14 protein-coding genes and 2 pseudogenes are annotated in these 13,468 nt (G+C 71.5%); 8 read left to right on the top strand and 8 right to left on the bottom strand.

The features are described 5' to 3' along the window. Positions 1 to 9: 9 nt before the first annotated feature. Entirely contained in the window at positions 10 to 270 is a 261-nt protein-coding gene (locus tag I2W78_RS30730; RefSeq protein WP_230886795.1) for a hypothetical protein, read from the bottom strand. 7 nt (positions 271 to 277) lie between these two features. On the opposite strand from I2W78_RS30730, the pseudogene I2W78_RS40820 reads away from it, so the two are divergent. Beyond that, positions 278 to 487: pseudogene (locus I2W78_RS40820) on the top strand (IS630 family transposase); the annotation flags it as partial. 25 nt (positions 488 to 512) lie between these two features. Here I2W78_RS40820 and I2W78_RS30725 read toward each other — a convergent pair. Then, positions 513 to 998, bottom strand: coding sequence for a GNAT family N-acetyltransferase (locus I2W78_RS30725; RefSeq protein WP_196464787.1), 486 nt, complete (start codon positions 996 to 998; stop codon positions 513 to 515). A 225-nt stretch (positions 999 to 1,223) separates the two neighbouring features. Between I2W78_RS30725 and I2W78_RS41770 the strand changes: the two genes are divergently transcribed. Continuing rightward, entirely contained in the window at positions 1,224 to 1,643 is a 420-nt protein-coding gene (locus tag I2W78_RS41770) for an NAD(P)-dependent oxidoreductase (RefSeq protein WP_374222709.1), read from the top strand. 3 nt (positions 1,644 to 1,646) lie between these two features. Here I2W78_RS41770 and I2W78_RS30715 read toward each other — a convergent pair whose 3' ends face one another. After that, a complete protein-coding gene (locus tag I2W78_RS30715; RefSeq protein WP_196463498.1) occupies positions 1,647 to 2,558 on the bottom strand; it encodes an SDR family oxidoreductase in 912 nt (303 codons plus the stop codon). A 1-nt stretch (position 2,559) separates the two neighbouring features. Continuing rightward, positions 2,560 to 3,294: pseudogene (locus I2W78_RS30710) on the bottom strand (SDR family oxidoreductase); the annotation flags it as partial. A 213-nt stretch (positions 3,295 to 3,507) separates the two neighbouring features. On the opposite strand from I2W78_RS30710, the gene I2W78_RS30705 reads away from it, so the two are divergent. The 4 genes from I2W78_RS30705 to I2W78_RS30690 are packed head-to-tail and all read left to right on the top strand — an operon-like array spanning position 3,508 to position 6,894. Continuing rightward, on the top strand, positions 3,508 to 4,254 hold the full coding sequence (locus I2W78_RS30705; RefSeq protein ID WP_196463497.1) for an enoyl-CoA hydratase family protein: 747 nt from the start codon (positions 3,508 to 3,510) through the stop codon (positions 4,252 to 4,254). Continuing rightward, positions 4,251 to 5,099, top strand: a complete 849-nt coding sequence (locus I2W78_RS30700) for a CoA transferase subunit A (protein WP_196463496.1) — start codon at positions 4,251 to 4,253, stop codon at positions 5,097 to 5,099. Before I2W78_RS30705 ends, I2W78_RS30700 begins: the two co-directional genes overlap by 4 nt. After that, positions 5,096 to 5,836 (top strand): CoA-transferase subunit beta, encoded by a 741-nt coding sequence (locus tag I2W78_RS30695; RefSeq protein ID WP_196463495.1) that lies wholly within the window; start codon positions 5,096 to 5,098, stop codon positions 5,834 to 5,836. Before I2W78_RS30700 ends, I2W78_RS30695 begins: the two co-directional genes overlap by 4 nt. Further along, on the top strand, positions 5,836 to 6,894 hold the full coding sequence (locus tag I2W78_RS30690) for an NAD(P)H-dependent flavin oxidoreductase (protein WP_196463494.1): 1,059 nt from the start codon (positions 5,836 to 5,838) through the stop codon (positions 6,892 to 6,894). Before I2W78_RS30695 ends, I2W78_RS30690 begins: the two co-directional genes overlap by 1 nt. A 29-nt stretch (positions 6,895 to 6,923) precedes the next feature. Here I2W78_RS30690 and I2W78_RS30685 read toward each other — a convergent pair whose 3' ends face one another. From I2W78_RS30685 to I2W78_RS30675, 3 genes are read right to left on the bottom strand one after another with little or no spacing between them, the layout of a single operon-like run. Continuing rightward, positions 6,924 to 8,081 (bottom strand): acetyl-CoA C-acetyltransferase, encoded by a 1,158-nt coding sequence (locus I2W78_RS30685; RefSeq protein WP_196463493.1) that lies wholly within the window; start codon positions 8,079 to 8,081, stop codon positions 6,924 to 6,926. Between the two features lie 35 nt (positions 8,082 to 8,116). Then, complete coding sequence (locus tag I2W78_RS30680; protein ID WP_196463492.1) at positions 8,117 to 8,731, bottom strand: TetR/AcrR family transcriptional regulator; 615 nt, start codon at positions 8,729 to 8,731, stop codon at positions 8,117 to 8,119. A 16-nt stretch (positions 8,732 to 8,747) separates the two neighbouring features. Next, on the bottom strand, positions 8,748 to 9,536 hold the full coding sequence (locus tag I2W78_RS30675) for an SDR family oxidoreductase (protein ID WP_196463491.1): 789 nt from the start codon (positions 9,534 to 9,536) through the stop codon (positions 8,748 to 8,750). A gap of 49 nt (positions 9,537 to 9,585) precedes the next feature. Here I2W78_RS30675 and I2W78_RS30670 point away from each other — a divergent pair, with 49 nt between their 5' ends. Then, the gene (locus tag I2W78_RS30670) at positions 9,586 to 10,725 is read left to right on the top strand and encodes an acyl-CoA dehydrogenase family protein (RefSeq protein ID WP_196463490.1); all 1,140 of its coding nucleotides are present in this window, start codon (positions 9,586 to 9,588) and stop codon (positions 10,723 to 10,725) included. Next, on the top strand, positions 10,725 to 11,681 hold the full coding sequence (locus I2W78_RS30665; protein ID WP_196463489.1) for an acyl-CoA dehydrogenase family protein: 957 nt from the start codon (positions 10,725 to 10,727) through the stop codon (positions 11,679 to 11,681). The genes I2W78_RS30670 and I2W78_RS30665 overlap by 1 nt, the downstream gene beginning before the upstream one ends. Before the next feature lie 13 nt (positions 11,682 to 11,694). Here the strand turns inward: I2W78_RS30665 and qcrB are convergent, their stop codons facing one another. Next, the gene (qcrB, locus tag I2W78_RS30660; protein WP_196463488.1) at positions 11,695 to 13,329 is read right to left on the bottom strand and encodes a cytochrome bc1 complex cytochrome b subunit; all 1,635 of its coding nucleotides are present in this window, start codon (positions 13,327 to 13,329) and stop codon (positions 11,695 to 11,697) included. Positions 13,330 to 13,468: the final 139 nt, after the last annotated feature.

Here is a 13,468-nt window from a genome sequence, read left to right as displayed (position 1 = left end):
AGTCCAGGGTCACCGTCGCCCGGTGCACCGCCCCCGGCGTCCCCTCTGGGCGAGCAGGGCGGTACCGGCGGTGATCGAACGACCACGCAGATGATCGTCCTGGAGGATCGCGCGGGTCTCGCCCTTCTGCGCACCGCGGCTGATCGCCCGGCCCGAGACGCTGTCCATGGCCAGCCCGTTGAAGAGAGAGGGCGCATGAGCCTTTTCGACCGAGCCGACGATGATCTGCCCTCCCGGATCGGTGCCTTTCCAGGCGGAGCCCTTGAGCAGGGCGAACATCGAGGCGCACTTCGGCCCGCTGCGGCAGTTCACCATCGCCGACTCCGATCACCACAACCACACCGTGCAGACCCGAGCTCCGCACCGCTACCTGCGGTGGCGCAACGCGAATGCCCGCCACCCCGACGTCCTGGCCGCTCAGCGCCGCGAACGCACCCGCATCCGCATCCGCATGCGCAGCGAGAAAGACATCCGCTGGGGCGGACGCCCACTTGCGGCGGCGAACCTTCCCATCAAGCGGGTGGAACCCGGCGGGCAGGGACCTCAAAGACGAGTTCGAGACCGTCCTCCTCATCCCACTGCTCTCCGACCTCAACGAAGCCGAAGCCCGAGATCGTGGCCAGGGATGCCACGTTGTCGGGGCTGATCGTCGCCCGCACGGTCGTGACAGAGGTTTCCGCTGCTGCCCGGCGAAGCAACTCGATCAGGGCGGATCGGGCATATCCCTGGCGACGGAAGTCGGGAGCGATTGAGTAGCCGATCTCGACCATGCCGGCCTCATCGGGCGGTCCGTGGAACCCGGCATGTCCGACGACGAGCCCCTTGTCGCCAACGATCGCTTGCCGCACCATCCACCGCGCACGACCGGGATCGGCGGCCATCTGGTCGAGCCGGAACTGCCACAACCACCGTGCTCTGTCGGTCGCGAAGTACTCGGTCAGCAAAACCCCGGCCATCCTGCTGGCTCCGGGCAGGTCTCCGTCGAGCAAAGCGGACATCGCGCCGCCGGACAGCTCAACAAAACGGACACGTTTCGGGCTCCGCGTGAGCGGCCTCTGGTGATCGGCTTCATCTGTCACCTGCGGATGCTCACCGACCAACCCGAAGGGTGTCCAACGATTTCGGAGCGGCGCGACAACCGGCCCGGGGCATCATCCACCACCGCAACCCCACCCCGGTGAACGTCCTCGAACAACACAACCAGATCCCTGACGGACCCGCCTGTGCGGGAGGCGCTGTTCGACGGGACCGCGCTCGACCGTCTGACGACGATCGCCGACACCGATCCGTCCCTGGTCGTACGTGACTTCGCCGACCCGGCGGCGACCGCCGCCCTCGCCAGGGCGGAGGCCCTCCTGACCGGTTGGGGCTGCCCACCGCTCACCGGGGAGGCGCTCGCCCGGGACGAGTTCGTCTCCGGCTGCCTGAACGCGGTCCTCGACGTCACGGACCCCGAGGTCCTGGCCCGCTCCTCCCCGCTGTACGACCTGCCCAACGTCCTGCTCACCCCGCACATCGCGGGCTCCCTCGGCAACGAGCTGCACCGCATGACCCACGCGGCTCTGGACGAGCTGGACCGCTACGCCCGAGGGCTGCCGTACACGTCCCCGGTCCACTCGGACGACCTCACGCGCTCCGCGTGACGCTCACACCTGGCTGCCGTACACCGGCCCGGGCTCGGTCGACCGGGCCAGCAACCCTCGTACCACCGCGTCGAGTTCGGCCACGCCCCACCGCGCACCCTTGTCAGCGGTGGGCCCGGCCCGCCACCCCTCCATCACGGTGATACGGCCGCCCTCCGCCTCGAACACCCGACCGGTGACGCCCGCGCTCGCGGCGGACCCGAGCCAGACGACCAGCGGCGAGACGTTCTCCGGTGCCATGGCGTCGAATCCGCTGCCCGGCGCCGCCATGGTCTCGGCGAACGTCCGCTCCGTCATCCGGGTACGCGCCGCCGGGGCGATGGCGTTGACCTGCACGCCGTACCGGCCCAGTTCGGCCGCCGCGACCAGGGTCAGCCCGACGATCCCGGCCTTGGCGGCGCTGTAGTTGCCCTGGCCGACAGAGCCCAGCAGTCCGGCCCCGCTGCTGGTGTTGACGATCCTGGCCTCCGGCGTGCGGCCCGCCCTGGCCTCGGCCCGCCAGTGCGCGGCGGCGTGTTTCAGCGGCAGGAAGTGGCCCTTGAGGTGAACGCGCAGGACGTCGTCCCAGTCGTCCTCGTCGAGGTTGACGAGCATGCGGTCGCGCAGGAAACCGGCGTTGTTGACGAGCGTGTCCAGGCGGCCGTACGTCTCCAAGGCGGTCCGGATCAGGGCGGCGGCGCCCTCGGTGGTCGCGATGTCGCCGGCGTGGGCGACGGCCTCGCCGCCCGCCGCGCGGATCTCGTCGGCCACGCGGGCGGCCGGGCTGTCGGCGCCGGGCCTGCCGTCGAGTCCGACGCCGAGGTCGTTGACGACGACCCGTGCCCCCTCGGCGGCGAAGGCGAGCGCGTGGGCCCGCCCGAGCCCTCGTCCGGCCCCGGTCACGACGACGACCCGTCCCTCGCGGCTTCGGCTCATGTCATCCCTCCTTGCGGGCGGTCGCGGCGTCCAGGAACGCGGGCCGCTCGCCGCCGCCGTGCACGTGCAGACTGGCTCCGCTGATGTACGAGGCGGCGTCGGACGCGAGGAACACGGCGGCCGCCCCGACGTCGGCCGGGGTGGCGAGCCGCCCGAGCGGGACCGTGCGGGAGACGGCGGCGACGCCCTCGTCGCCGCCGTAGTGCAGGTGGGACAGCTCGGTGTGGACCATGCCGACGAGGAGCGTGTTCACGCGGACGTGGGGCGCCCACTCCACCGCCATCGAGCGGGCGAGACTCTCCAGCCCGGCCTTGGCGGCGCCGTACGCGGCCGACCCGGGTGACGGGCGGCCCCCGCTGACACTGCCGATCATCACCACGCACCCCCGCGCCCGCCGCAACGGCTCGTAGGCGGCGAGCGACGCGGTCAGCGGAGCCAGGAGGTTGAGCTCGACGACGCGGGCGTGGCGCTCGGCGTCGACGTCGGTGAGCAGCCGGTACGGGGTGCCGCCGGCGTTGTTGACGAGGACGTCCAGCCGGGGCAGCGCGGCGAAGAAGTCCCGTACGGCAGCGGGCTCACGCAGGTCGAGGGGTACGAACCGGCTGCCCTCGACGGGGACTTCGGGTGGCCGTCGCGCGCAGGTGACGACCTCGGCACCGGCCTCGGCGAACACGCGTGCGATCCCTGCCCCGACCCCTCGGGTGCCGCCGGTGACGACGACGGTCCGGCCGTCGAGCTGTGGGAGCGGCGGGTTGTTCGGCGCGTTGTCAGGCGCGTTGTCAGGCGCGTTGTCAGGCGCGTTGTCAGGCGCGTCGTCAGGCGGGGTGTCCGGCGAGTTATCCACAAGGGCGGCTTTGTCCACAGGGGCTCCCGCGCTGAATCGGCGACTGCTAGCTTCGAGGCCTCGAACACCTAACAAATGTTTGGTGGAAAGGTAGTTGATGCGGCCATGGGTGTCTCCACCTCGTCCCCGGAAAAGGGGATTTCCGTCGTCACGGTCGACTTCCCCCCGGTCAACGCGCTGCCGGTGCACGGCTGGTACGCCCTGGCCGACGCCGTGCGCGCGGCCGGACGGGACCCCGACGTGCGCTGTGTCGTGCTGACCGCCGAGGGGCGCGGCTTCAACGCGGGCGTGGACATCAAGGAGATACAGGCGGGGGGCCCGAGCGCCCTGCTGGGCGCCAACTCGGCGTGCGCGGAGGCGTTCGCGGCGGTGTACGAGTGCGAGGTTCCCGTCGTGGCGGCGGTGCGGGGCTTCTGTCTGGGCGGCGGCATCGGGCTCGTCGGCAACGCGGACGCGATCGTGGCGAGCGAGGACGCCACCTTCGGCCTGCCAGAGCTGGACCGGGGGGCGCTCGGCGCCGCCACGCACCTGGCCCGCCTGGTCCCCCAGCACCTCATGCGCGCGCTGTACTACACCTCGCGTACGGCGAGCGCGGCCGAGCTGCACGCGCACGGCTCGGTGTGGCGGGTGGTACGCGGCGAGGAACTGGGCGGAGCGGCGCTGGAGTTGGCTCGCGAGATCGCCGCCAAGGACGGCCGGCTGTTGCGCCTGGCGAAGGCGGCGATCAGCGGTATCGACCCCGTCGACGTGCGCCGCAGCTACCGCTTCGAGCAGGGGTTCACCTTCGAGGCCGAGGTGAGCGGGGTGGCGGACCGGGTGCGGAGCACCTTCGGAAAGGACGGGACTCGGTGACCGACAAGACGATGACCGCGCAGGAGGTCGTCTCCCGGCTGGAGAGCGGCATGACGCTCGGCATCGGCGGCTGGGGCTCGCGCCGCAAACCGATGGCACTGGTGAGAGCACTGCTCCGGTCCGAGATCACCGATCTGACCGTCGTGTCGTACGGCGGCCCGGACGTCGGCATGCTGGCCGCCGCCGGCCGGATCCGGAAGCTGGTCGCCGCCTTCGCCACGCTCGACTCCATCCCGCTCGAACCGCACTATCGCGCGGCCCGGGAGCGCGGGGCGCTGGAGCTGATGGAGATCGACGAGGCGATGTTCCTGTGGGGACTGCACGCGGCCGCGAACCGGCTGCCCTTCCTGCCGGTACGGACCGGGATCGGCTCGGACGTCATGCGGGTCAACCCCGGCCTGCGCACGGTGACGTCGCCGTACGACGACGGGGAGACGCTCCTCGCCATGCCCGCCCTGCGCCTCGACGCGGCCCTGGTCCACGTCAATCGCGCCGACCGGCGGGGCAACGGGCAGTATCTGGGCCCCGACCCGTACTTCGACGACCTGTTCTGCGCGGCGGCCGAGACGGCGTACGTCTCCTGCGAGCGGATCGTGGACACGGCCGAGCTGACGAAGGAGGCGGCGCCGCAGACGCTGCTCATCCCGCGGCACACGGTGACCGGGGTCGTCGAGGCCCCGAACGGCGCCCACTTCACGTCCTGCGCACCGGACTACACACGGGACGAGACCTTCCAGAAGCACTACGCCACCGCACCCTGGCCGGGGTTCGCCGAGCGCTTCCTCGGCGAGGACGAGCACGCATACCGGTCCGCCGTCCGGGCCTGGCACGAGGAGGGGAAATGAACCCGACGCCCCCACCCACCCGCGCCGAGTACTGCGTGCTCGCCTGCGCCGAAGCCTGGCGTGGTGCAGGCGAGATCCTCGCGAGCCCCATGGGCCTGATCCCCTCCATCGGCGCCCGGCTCGCCCGGCACACCTTCGCCCCCGACCTGCTGCTCACCGACGGCGAGGCGACGCTGGTGGACGCCGACGGCAACGCCGAGGGCTGGCTGCCGTACCGCCGGCACCTCACCCTCGTCACCGGCGGCCGACGGCACGTGATGATGGGCGCCAGTCAGATCGACCGGCACGGCAACCAGAACATCGCCTGCGTCGGCGACTGGGCCAAGCCGTCGAGGCAACTGCTCGGCGTGCGCGGGGCGCCGGTCAACACGCTGAACAACCCGACGAGTTACTGGATCCCCCGGCACTCCCGGCGGGTGTTCGTCGAGCGCGTCGACATGGTGTGCGGGGTCGGCCACGACCGTGCCGCCCGCCATCCGGAAACGGCCCGCTTCCACCATCTGGCCCGGGTCGTCTCGGACCTCGGCGTCTTCGACTTCGCCACGCCGGACCGCTCCATGCGGGTCGCCTCCCTGCATCCGGGGGTGACCGTCGAGCAGGTCAGGGAAGCGACCGGCTTCGAGCTGACGATCCCGGCCGAGGTACCGCAGACCCGTGCACCGACCCCCGAGGAACTGCGCCTCGTCCGTGAGGTGATCGACCCGGCGAACACCCGGGAGCGGGAGGTGCGGATCTGATGGAGACGGCGTTCACCAGACTGGTCGGCGTACGGCACCCGATCGTGCAGACCGGGATGGGCTGGGTGGCGGGCCCCCGCCTGGTCTCGGCGACGGCGAACGCGGGAGCGCTGGGCATCCTGGCGTCGGCCACGATGACGCTCGACCAGTTGCGCGCGGCGATACGGGAGGTCGGGGCGCGGACGACGGCACCGTTCGGGGTGAACCTGCGCGCGGACGCGGGGGACGCGGCAGACCGGGTGCAGATCATGATCGAGGAGGGGGTGCGGGTCGCGTCCTTCGCCCTCGCGCCCTCCCGTGACCTGATCGCCGCGCTCAAGGAGGCGGGCGTCGTCGTCATCCCGTCCGTCGGGGCGCGGCGGCATGCCGAGAAGGTCGCGGCGTGGGGCGCGGACGCGGTGATCGTGCAGGGCGGTGAGGGTGGCGGGCACACCGGCGAGGTCGCGACGACGGTGTTGTTGCCGCAGGTGGTGGATGCCGTGGACATCCCGGTCGTGGCGGCGGGCGGCTTCTTCGACGGGCGGGGGCTGGTCGCGGCGCTGGCGTACGGGGCGGCGGGGGTCGCCATGGGGACGCGGTTCCTGCTGACGTCGGACTCGACGGTGCCGGACGCGGTGAAGGCGAGGTATCTGGCGGCGACGGTCAGGGACGTCACGGTCACGACGGCGATCGACGGCCTGCCCCACCGCATGCTGCGTACCGAACTGGTCGACGCCCTGGAGAGATCCGGCCGGACCGGCAGACTCCTGCGGGCCGTCCGTCGAGCGGCCGGCTTCCGCAGGATCTCCGGCCTCACCTGGCGCCGTATGCTCCAGGACGGCCTCGCCATGAAGCACGGCAAGGACCTGACCTGGGGCCAGGTCCTGCTGGCCGCGAACACGCCGATGCTGCTCAGATCGGCGATGGTGCAGGGCCGTACGGACCTCGGGGTGATGGCGTCCGGTCAGGTCGCCGGGGTGATCGAGGATCTGCCGTCGTGCGCGGAACTGGTGCAGCGCATCGTCGGGGAGGCGGAGGCGGTGCTGAAGTCGCTTGAGCCGCTCAGGTCCGACCAGTGATCGCGTCCCGGAAGAGGCTCCGCCCCCTCTCAGACCCGCTCAATGATCGTCACGTTGGCCTGTCCCCCACCCTCGCACATCGTCTGGAGCCCGAACCGCCCGCCCGTGCGCTCCAGTTCGTGCAGCAGTGTCGTCATCAGCTTCGCGCCGGTCGCGCCGAGCGGGTGTCCCAGGGCTATCGCGCCGCCGTTGACGTTGACCTTGTCGGGGTCGGCGCCGGTCTCCTTCAGCCAGGCGAGGACGACCGGCGCGAAGGCCTCGTTGATCTCGACGAGGTCGATGTCGTCGAGGGTGAGGCCGGTCTTCTTCAGGGCGTGGGCGGTGGCCGGGATCGGGGCGGTCAGCATGCGGATCGGGTCCTCGCCGCGCACCGAGAGGTGGTGGACGCGGGCCCGAGGCGTCAGCCCGTGCTCGCGCACCGCCCGCTCCGAGGCCAGCAGCAGTGCCGCCGCCCCGTCGGAGACCTGGGACGAGCAGGCGGCCGTGACCGTGCCGCCGTCGATGACCGGCTTCAGCGCGGCCATCTTCTCCAACGTGGTGTCCCGCCGTGGCCCCTCGTCGACGGTCACGTCCCCGTACGACACGGTCTCGCGCGCGAAGCGGCCCTCGTCGATCGCCCGCACGGCCCGCTGGTGCGAACGCAGCGCGAACTCCTCCTGCTCAACCCGGCCGATCCCCCACTTCGCGGCGATCATCTCGGCCCCGGCGAACTGGTTCACCGGCCGGTCCCCGTATCGCGCCCGCCAGCCCTCGCTGCCCGCGAACGGCCCCTGCGTGAAGCCCAGCGGCTCGGCGGCCTGCCGGGTGGCGTAGGCGATCGGGATCTGCGACATGTTCTGCACGCCCCCGGCGACCACCAGGTCCTGCGTCCCGGACAGCACGGCCTGCGCCGCGAAGTGCACGGCCTGCTGCGAGGACCCGCACTGCCGGTCGACGGTCACGCCCGGCACCTCCTCGGGCAGCCCGGCCGCCAGCCAGCAGGTCCGCGCGATGTCACCGGCCTGCGGCCCCACCGCGTCCAGACACCCGAAGACGACGTCCTCGACGGCCGCCGGATCCACCCCGGCCCGCGAGACGAGTTCCCTGAGCACATGCGCGCCCAGGTCGGCCGGGTGGACCGCGCTGAGTCCTCCCCCGCGTCGCCCGACGGGCGTACGGACCGCTTCGACGATGTAGGCCTCGGCCATGACGACTCCCCAGCGAGGTGTGCGACTTCTGCGAGTTATGTGCGTACGGCGATCCCGTCCAGCACCATCGACAGGTACTGCCGGGCGATCTCCTCCGGGCTGTGCTGTCCGCCCGGCCGGTACCAGGACGCGGCGACCCACACGGTGTCCCGCACGAACCGGTACGTGAGCCGGATGTCGAGGTCGTCCCGGAAGGCCCGGTCGGCGACCCCGCGTTCCAGCGTGGACAGCCACGCCTTTTCGAACCTGCGCTGCGACTCGGCGAGGAACGCGAACCGTTCCTGCGCAGCCAGCTGCCTGGACTCCTTCTGGTAGATCGCGACGGCGGCGCGGTGCCGGTCGATCTCCCGGAACGACTCGGTGACCAGCGCCTCCAGTGTCTCTCTCGGCCCGAGCCCGGCGTCCAGGACGGCGTCGTAGCCGTCCCAGAGCTCGTCGAGGAAGGTGCGCAGGATCTCCTCCAGCATCGACTCCTTGGAGTCGAAGTGGTAGTAGAGGCTGCCCGCGAGCATGCCCGCGTGGTCGGCGATGGTCCGGACGGTCGTGGCGTTGTACCCCTGCTCGGCGAAGACCTCGGCGGCGGTGCGCAGGAGTTCACGGCGGCGCGCCGGTGCGGGGGCGGTCACCTGGGGGTTCTTCTTGGTCGGCACGGCATCCATTGTGGGCCTACGGGTGTTGGCTGCTGACGGAGACGACCTCTCCGGTCAGATAGGAGGAGTAGCCCGAGGCCAGGAACACGATCACGTTGGCCACCTCCCAGGGCTCCGCGTACCGCCCGAAGGCCTCGCGCGCGGTGAGCTCGGCGAGCAGTTCGGGGGTGGTCACCTTGGCCAGGTGCGGGTGCATGGCGAGGCTGGGCGCGACCGCGTTGACCCGCACCCCGTACTCGGCGGCCTCCATCGCCGCGCACCTGGTCAGCGCCATCACGCCGGCCTTCGCGGCGGCGTAGTGCGCCTGCCCGGCCTGGGCCCGCCAGCCGACGACGGACGCGTTGTTGACGATCACGCCTCCATGCCCCGCCTCGCGGAACAGCCGCAGGGCCGCGCGCGTACACCGGAACGTCCCGTTCAGCGTCACGTCGACCACCCGGAACCACTGCTCGTCGGCCATGTCGGCCAGCTCGCAGGTCCCGCCGAGCCCCGCGTTGTTGACGACGACGTCCAGCCGCCCGTGCTCCCGCACGGCCGCCGCGAACAGCTCCCGTACCTGGGCCTCGTCCGTGACGTCACAGGGCACGGCGGTCACCGCCCCGGCGAACTCCCGCCCCAGCTCGGCCTCGTACTCCTTCAGCCGCCGCACATGGGCGTCGCTGATCAGCACGCGCGCGCCCTCCTGAAGGAACCGGCGCGCGGTCGCCCCGCCGATCCCCGCCCCGGCCGCGGCCGTGATGACGGCGGTGCGGCCTTTCAGCAGCCCGTGCCCGGGCACGTACGCCGGACTCTCGACGCCTGTCATAGGGTCACGCTAACCTACCAAACACTTGTTAGGGAAGGACTGTTCGTCGATGGATCTCGCGTTCACGCAGGAAGAGGACGCCTTCCGGGCCGAGGCCCGGAGCTGGCTGCACGCGCACGTGCCGTCCGTTCCCCTCCCCTCCCTGGAGACCGAGGAGGGCTTCGCCGCCCACCGGGCGTGGGAGGCCGAACTGGCCGCGAACCGCTGGTCGGTGGTCGACTGGCCGACGGCGTACGGCGGCCGGGACAGCGGGCTCGTCCGGTGGCTGATCTTCGAGGAGGAGTACTACGCGGCCGCCGCCCCGGCCCGCGTCAGCCAGAACGGCATCCATCTCCTCGCGCCCACCCTCTTCGCCCACGGCACCGAGGAGCAGCTGGCACGCGTCCTGCCGACCATGGCCTCGGGTCACATCATCTGGGCGCAGGCCTGGTCGGAGCCGGAGGCGGGTTCGGACCTCGCGTCCCTGACGTCGAGAGCCGTCCGCACCGACGGCGGCTGGCTGCTGTCCGGCCAGAAGACCTGGTCCTCCCGCGCGCCCTTCGCCGACCGCGCCTTCGGCCTGTTCCGCAGCGAGCAGCACACCGCGAGGCCCCATCAGGGCCTGACGTACCTGATGTTCGACCTGCGCGCCCCCGGCGTCACGGTCCGCCCCATCGCCCGCCTGGACGGCAAACCGGCCTTCGCCGAGCTGTTCCTGGACGACGTCTTCGTCCCCGACGAGGACATCGTCGGGGAGCCAGGACAGGGCTGGAGTGTCGCCATGTCGACAGCGGCCGGCGAACGCGGCCTCACGCTCCGCTCCCCCGGCCGTTTCCTGGCCTCCGCCGATCGGCTGCACGAGCTCTGGCGGGCGAAGGGAAGCCCCGAAGCCCTGCGCCGGAAAGTCGCCGACGCCCTCATCGGCGCCCGCGCCTACCAGCTCTTCACCTACGCCGCCGCGTCCCGCTTCCTCGACGGGGAGCCGCTCGGCGCGGAGTCGAGCCTGAACAAGGTGTTCTGGTCCGAGTACGACATCGCGCTGCACGAGACCGCCCTCGACCTCCTCGGCCCGGAGGGTGAGCTGGCGGACACGGCGTGGTCCGAGCCGTACGTCTTCGCCCTGGCCGGACCGATCTACGCCGGCACCAACGAGATCCAGCGCGACATCATCGCCGAGCGCCTGCTGGGCCTGCCGAAGGGACGCCGCTGATGCGCTTCCTCCTCGACCCCGAACAGCGCGCCTTCGCCGCGTCCCTGGACGCCCTGCTCACCGCCGCCGACACGCCCGCCGTCATCCGGGACTGGAGCCGCGGCGACCACTGCGGCGGACGCGCGCTGTGGGCCCGTATCGCCGAGGCGGGCGTGTTCGCGCTGGCGATACCGGAGGAGTACGACGGGCTGGGCGCCCGCCCGGTCGAACTGGCCGTCGCCTTCGTCGAGTTGGGGCGACATGCCGTTCCGGGCCCGCTGGTGGAGACGGTCACGGCCGCCGCGCTGCTCACGGAACCGGCCCTCGCCAAGCGCTTCCTGCCGTCCCTCGCGGCGGGCGGGACCATGGCGACGCTGGCGTCGGCGGACGCCCCGTACGCCCTCGACGGCGACGCGGCCACCACCCACCTGTCCCTCACCGCCGACGGCCTGCGTCTGTCCCCCGGCCCGGCGACCCCCGCCCGCCCCTCCCTGGACCCGGCCCGCCGCCTCACCCCCCTCCTCCCCGGCGGCGAGCTCCTCTCCCCCACCCCGCCCACCGACCAGGCCCTCACCTGGGCGCGCCTGGCCACCGCCGCGCAGGCCCTCGGCCTCGGAGAAGCCCTGCTCGACCGGACTGTCGCCTACGTCCGGCAGCGCACCCAGTTCGGCGTGCCCACAGGGTCCTTCCAGGCGGTCAAGCACCGGCTGGCCGACGCTCGGATCGCCCTGGCGTTCGCGCGCCCGCTGCTCTTCGGTGCCGCGCTGACCATGAGCGCCGCCGACGTGGCCGCCGCCAAGGTCACGGCGTGCGAGGCGGCGTACACTACGGCCCGTACGGCGCTCCAACTGCACGGCGCGATCGGCTACACGGCGGAGTACGACCTGTCCCTGTGGCTGACCAAGGCCCGCGCCCTGCGCGGCGCCTGGGGCGGTCCGGACGAGTGCCGGGACGCGGTCCTGAGTGCCCGCCTGTGATCCCCGGTACTCCTCAGTGCCCGCGCGTGATCTCCCGGTACTCCTCCGGGGTCGGCTTCGGGATGTGGCTGTCGGGCCCCAACATGGCCCGCGCCAGCCGCGCCCGTACCCGCTGGGAGACGGTGACGCGGCGCCGGACGCCGTTGGCGTCGACGCGCGGTCCGATCTCGTACGGCGGCGGCTGCTCGTGCTGGGTGAGGGTGTGCCGCTGGGCCTGGGTGAGCGGTTCGTGGACCTCGATGTACTTGCCGTGCGGCAGGCGTTTGATGGTGCCGGTCTCCCGGCCGTGCAGTACCTTCTCGCGGTCTCGGCGTTGCAGGCCCAGGCATATCCGCTTGGTGACGACGAACGCCAGCACCGGCGCGACGAAGAACGCGATCCTGACGAACCAGGTGATGGCGTTGATCGACAGATGCAGATGGGTGGCGACGATGTCGTTGCCGCCGCCGATCAGGCAGACCACGTAGAGGGTGAGCCAGGCGACGCCGAGGCCGGTGCGGACGGGGGCGTTGCGCGGCCGGTCCAATATGTGGTGCTCGCGTTTGTCCCCGGTGATCCAGGCCTCTATGAAGGGATAGACGCCGATGGCCGCCAGGATCAGCGGGAAGAGCGCGAAAGGGATGAAGACACCGAGGACGAGGGTGTGGCCCCCGAGGTCGATCTCCCATCCCGGCATCACCCGGATCAGGCCCTCGGAGAAGCCGAGGTACCAGTCGGGCTGGGCGCCGGTGGTGACGAGGTCGGCGCGGTACGGCCCGAACGCCCAGACGGGGTTGATCTGCGCGAGTCCGCCCAGCATCGCGAGCGCGCCGAAGACCAGGAAGAAGAAGCCGCCGGCCTTGGCCATGTAGACCGGCAGGAAGGGCATGCCGACGACCGACTTCTGGTCGCGGCCGGGGCCGGGGTACTGGGTGTGCTTGTGGTAGAAGACCAGGATCAGATGGGCCACCACCAGGCCCAGCATGATCCCGGGCAGCAACAGGACATGGATCGGGAACAGCCGCGAGATGATGTCGTGGCCCGGGAACTCCCCGCCGAACAGGAAGAACGCCAGATACGTGCCCACGATCGGGACGGACAGGATGGCGCCCTGGGCGAAGCGCAGGCCGGTGCCGGAGAGCAGGTCGTCGGGGAGCGAGTAGCCGGTGAGGCCGGTGATGACGCCGAGCAGCAGCAGGGTCCAGCCGAACACCCAGTTGATCTCGCGCGGCTTGCGGTAGGCGCCGGTGAAGAACACCCGCATCATGTGCACGAGCATGCCGGCGACGAAGACCAGCGCCGCCCAGTGGTGGATCTGCCGGATGAGCAGCCCGCCGCGCACGTCGAAGCTGATCTCCAGGGTCGATTCGAACGCCCGGGTCATCACGATGCCGTTGAGCGGTGTGTACGACCCGTCGTAGACCACCTCTACGCTGCTCGGCTCGAAGAACAGCGTGAGGTAGACGCCGGTGAGGATCAGCACGAGGAAGCTGTAGAGGCAGACCTCGCCCAGCATGAAGGACCAGTGGTCCGGGAAGACCTTGCGCATGTTGGCCTTGGCGAGCGAGTAGAGCCCGAGCCGCCCGTCGGCCCAGTCGGCCAGCTTCTCGCCCCGTCCCGGGGAACTCCCCCTGCCGGTGGCCGTGTTCACCGACCGTGCGCCGTTCATGAGTCGTCGCCCTCCCCCGTCGGATCGGATCATCCTCAGGGTGACACGGTGGAGCGCTCGAGCCAAAGGTTCGCGAAAGATCTCAGCCGGTCCGTACGTCTCGACCGGTCCGCGCGCTCCCCGCTCCCGGGCGCCCGCC

The organism is Streptomyces spinoverrucosus, assembly GCF_015712165.1.
GTDB classification, from domain to species: Bacteria; Actinomycetota; Actinomycetes; order Streptomycetales; family Streptomycetaceae; genus Streptomyces; species Streptomyces spinoverrucosus_A.
Note: the sequence above shows the minus strand (reverse complement) of the source record. Positions and strands in the feature narration are given on the sequence as shown.

Excerpts from the sequence above, each read along its gene's own strand:
- I2W78_RS30690 (WP_196463494.1), top strand. The coding sequence starts at position 5,836 with ATGGAGACGGCGTTCACCAGACTGGTCGGCGTACGGCACCCGATCGTG.
- qcrB (WP_196463488.1), bottom strand. The coding sequence starts at position 13,329 with ATGAACGGCGCACGGTCGGTGAACACGGCCACCGGCAGGGGGAGTTCC.
- I2W78_RS30725 (WP_196464787.1), bottom strand. The coding sequence starts at position 998 with ATGTCCGCTTTGCTCGACGGAGACCTGCCCGGAGCCAGCAGGATGGCC.
- I2W78_RS30665 (WP_196463489.1), top strand. The coding sequence starts at position 10,725 with ATGCGCTTCCTCCTCGACCCCGAACAGCGCGCCTTCGCCGCGTCCCTG.
- I2W78_RS30675 (WP_196463491.1), bottom strand. The coding sequence starts at position 9,536 with ATGACAGGCGTCGAGAGTCCGGCGTACGTGCCCGGGCACGGGCTGCTG.
- I2W78_RS30695 (WP_196463495.1), top strand. The coding sequence starts at position 5,096 with ATGAACCCGACGCCCCCACCCACCCGCGCCGAGTACTGCGTGCTCGCC.
- I2W78_RS30685 (WP_196463493.1), bottom strand. The coding sequence starts at position 8,081 with ATGGCCGAGGCCTACATCGTCGAAGCGGTCCGTACGCCCGTCGGGCGA.
- I2W78_RS30670 (WP_196463490.1), top strand. The coding sequence starts at position 9,586 with ATGGATCTCGCGTTCACGCAGGAAGAGGACGCCTTCCGGGCCGAGGCC.
- I2W78_RS30705 (WP_196463497.1), top strand. The coding sequence starts at position 3,508 with ATGGGTGTCTCCACCTCGTCCCCGGAAAAGGGGATTTCCGTCGTCACG.
- I2W78_RS30715 (WP_196463498.1), bottom strand. The coding sequence starts at position 2,558 with ATGAGCCGAAGCCGCGAGGGACGGGTCGTCGTCGTGACCGGGGCCGGA.